Source organism: Neisseria sp. (assembly GCF_041804105.1).
Taxonomy (GTDB): Bacteria; Pseudomonadota; Gammaproteobacteria; order Burkholderiales; family Neisseriaceae; genus Neisseria.
Map to the genome: position 1 here is coordinate 1 of NZ_JBHCJY010000063.1, position 2,845 is coordinate 2,845.

Annotated in this window: 5 protein-coding genes; all 5 read left to right on the top strand. The window is 47.2% G+C overall.

Annotated elements, in window-relative coordinates:
• A partial coding sequence (nusG, locus tag ACEYDX_RS06200) for a transcription termination/antitermination protein NusG (RefSeq protein ID WP_373741159.1) occupies nucleotides 1–363 on the top strand: 363 nt, incomplete at its 5' end.
• 124 nt (nucleotides 364–487) lie between these two features.
• Nucleotides 488–919 (top strand): 50S ribosomal protein L11, encoded by a 432-nt coding sequence (gene rplK, locus ACEYDX_RS06205; RefSeq protein WP_085366660.1) that lies wholly within the window; start codon nucleotides 488–490, stop codon nucleotides 917–919.
• Entirely contained in the window at nucleotides 919–1,614 is a 696-nt protein-coding gene (gene rplA / locus ACEYDX_RS06210) for a 50S ribosomal protein L1 (protein ID WP_303234082.1), read from the top strand. Before rplK ends, rplA begins: the two co-directional genes overlap by 1 nt.
• A gap of 232 nt (nucleotides 1,615–1,846) precedes the next feature.
• Complete coding sequence (gene rplJ / locus ACEYDX_RS06215; RefSeq protein WP_257067526.1) at nucleotides 1,847–2,347, top strand: 50S ribosomal protein L10; 501 nt, start codon at nucleotides 1,847–1,849, stop codon at nucleotides 2,345–2,347.
• A gap of 51 nt (nucleotides 2,348–2,398) precedes the next feature.
• Complete coding sequence (gene rplL / locus ACEYDX_RS06220; protein ID WP_085366665.1) at nucleotides 2,399–2,773, top strand: 50S ribosomal protein L7/L12; 375 nt, start codon at nucleotides 2,399–2,401, stop codon at nucleotides 2,771–2,773.
• Nucleotides 2,774–2,845 lie beyond the last annotated feature (72 nt).

The window sequence follows — 2,845 nt, forward strand, 5'->3', positions numbered from 1 at the left end:
AAGTTTTTCCCCGGATATGTGTTGATTGAAATGGAAATGACCGATGATTCCTGGCATTTGGTAAAAAGTACGCCAAGGGTTTCCGGTTTTATCGGTGGAACCGCTAACCGCCCGATGCCGATTTCTCAAAAAGAAGTTGATTCTATTTTGCAACAAGTCCAAACCGGTATCGAAAAGCCGAAACCTAAGGTTGAATTTGAAGTCGGGCAGCAGGTTCGAGTAAATGAAGGCCCGTTTGCCGACTTTAACGGTATTGTTGAAGAAGTAAATTACGAGCGTAACAAACTGCGTGTTTCGGTGCAGATTTTCGGTCGGGAAACACCTGTTGAGCTTGAGTTTAACCAAGTGGAAAAAATCCAGTAACAATCGGTTAAATTGTCGGTAGGCGGATTGATATTATATTTTTTACCAAGTATAATACTCGGTCCGTTTTTTGGGGAGCGGAAGAATTTTCGCGTTATACCCGTTTATTAGGAGCTATTTTAAAGTGGCAAAGAAAATTATTGGTTACATCAAACTGCAGATTCCTGCAGGTAAAGCTAACCCCTCTCCCCCGGTTGGTCCGGCGTTGGGTCAGCGCGGCTTGAACATCATGGAGTTTTGTAAGGCATTTAATGCTGCGACTCAATCTATGGAGCCGGGTTTGCCGATTCCTGTGGTGATCACGGCATTTGCAGACAAATCATTCACATTTGTGATGAAAACTCCGCCTGCTACTATTTTGCTGAAAAAAGCAGCAGGTTTGCAAAAAGGCAGTTCAAATCCGTTAACCAACAAAGTGGGTAAAGTAACCCGCGCACAGTTGGAAGAAATTGCAAAAACCAAAGAACCCGATCTGACAGCTGCCGACTTAGATGCTGCTGTTCGCACGATTGCCGGTTCCGCCCGCTCTATGGGCTTGGATGTGGAGGGTGTGTAATGGCTAAGATTTCCAAACGTTTGAAAGCATTGCGTGCCTCCGTAGAAGCTAACAAGCTGTATGCGATTGATGAGGCGATTGCTTTGGTGAAGCAGGCTGCTACTGCGAAATTCGATGAGTCTGTTGACGTTTCTTTCAATTTGGGTGTGGATCCCCGTAAATCAGACCAAGTTATCCGTGGCTCGGTTGTATTGCCCAAAGGTACCGGTAAGGTAACACGCGTTGCTGTATTTACCCAAGGTGCGAATGCCGAAGCGGCTAAAGCGGCCGGTGCAGATGTAGTAGGCTTCGAAGATTTGGCCGAAGAAGTGAAAAAAGGCAATCTGAATTTCGACGTGGTGATTGCTTCTCCCGATGCTATGCGTATTGTCGGCCAGCTGGGTACGATTTTGGGTCCCCGTGGTTTGATGCCGAACCCGAAAGTAGGCACCGTAACGCCGAATGTGGCCGAGGCAGTAAAAAATGCCAAAGCAGGCCAAGTGCAATACCGTACTGATAAAGCAGGTATCGTGCACGCAACCATCGGCCGTGCTTCTTTTGCCGAGGCTGACTTGCGTGAAAACTTCGATGCTTTGTTGGACGCCATTGTGAAAGCCAAACCTGCCGCCGCCAAAGGCCAATATTTGCGTAAAGTGGCTGTGTCCAGCACCATGGGTTTAGGCGTGCGCGTTGATACTTCAAGCGTAAACAGCTAAAAATTTTCAGACGGCCTATGCGGCTGTTAGGGTATAGGGCGTCTGAATTTGGGCTACTTAATTTTTAAGTAGATGTCCAAGACCGTAGGGATCGCAAGATTTAATCGTAACTGCCCTACGCAGACGGTAGTCCTGAATCGAATAATCAAGTATTTCTTGTGAAATGTCTTTTTAGGTTGCCGCGCTGGTGAAATACGTTTGTATTTCTTTGTTTAACAGTGTGAGGTAGACCTTGAGTCTCAATATTGAAACCAAGAAGGTGGCCGTTGAAGAGATTGGTGCAGCGATTGCCAATGCACAAACTCTGGTGGTTGCCGAATATCGCGGTATCAGTGTTGCCAGCATGACAGAGCTTCGTGCCAATGCCCGTAAAGAAGGCGTGTATCTGCGCGTTCTGAAAAACACATTGGCCCGTCGCGCAGTAGAAGGTACTTCATTTGCCGGTTTGGCAGACCAAATGGTTGGTCCGCTGGTTTATGCCGCTTCTGAAGATGCCGTAGCTGCTGCAAAAGTGCTGCATCAATTCGCGAAAAAAGACGACAAAATCATTATTAAAGCCGGTTCTTACAATGGCGACGTGTTGAACGCCGCCCAAGTAGCCGAGTTGGCATCTATTCCGAGCCGCGAAGAGCTGTTGTCCAAACTGCTGTTCGTTATGCAGGCGCCTGTTTCAGGCTTTGCCCGCGCCTTGGCTGCCCTGGCTGAGAAAAAAGCTGCTGAAGAAGCCGCTTGAGCATTTTGTTTCGATTGAAATTTTTAATACAATATTTGGAGTTTAAATAGCATGGCTATTACTAAAGAAGACATTTTGGAAGCAGTTGGTTCTTTGACCGTGATGGAACTGAACGACTTGGTTAAAGCTTTTGAAGAAAAATTCGGCGTTTCTGCTGCTGCCGTTGCTGTTGCCGGTCCTGCCGGTGCCGCTGCCGGTGCTGCCGCTGAAGAGAAAACCGAGTTTGACGTAATCTTGGCTTCTGCCGGCGACCAAAAAGTTGGTGTGATCAAAGTGGTTCGTGCAATCACCGGCTTGGGCTTGAAAGAAGCCAAAGACATGGTTGACGGCGCTCCCAAAACCGTTAAAGAAGGTGTTTCTAAAGCTGAAGCTGAAGACATCCAAAAACAACTGGAAGAGGCCGGCGCGAAAGTCGAAATCAAATAATCCCGTTGTGGCGAATAAAGGCTGGCAGATTCTGCCAGCCTTGTTTTGCTTTTTATTGGCGAAAGTTAAAAT

Bases quoted from the DNA above. Each gene is read 5' to 3' on its own strand.
- rplA (WP_303234082.1), top strand. From the start codon at position 919: ATGGCTAAGATTTCCAAACGTTTGAAAGCATTGCGTGCCTCCGTAGAA.
- rplL (WP_085366665.1), top strand. From the start codon at position 2,399: ATGGCTATTACTAAAGAAGACATTTTGGAAGCAGTTGGTTCTTTGACC.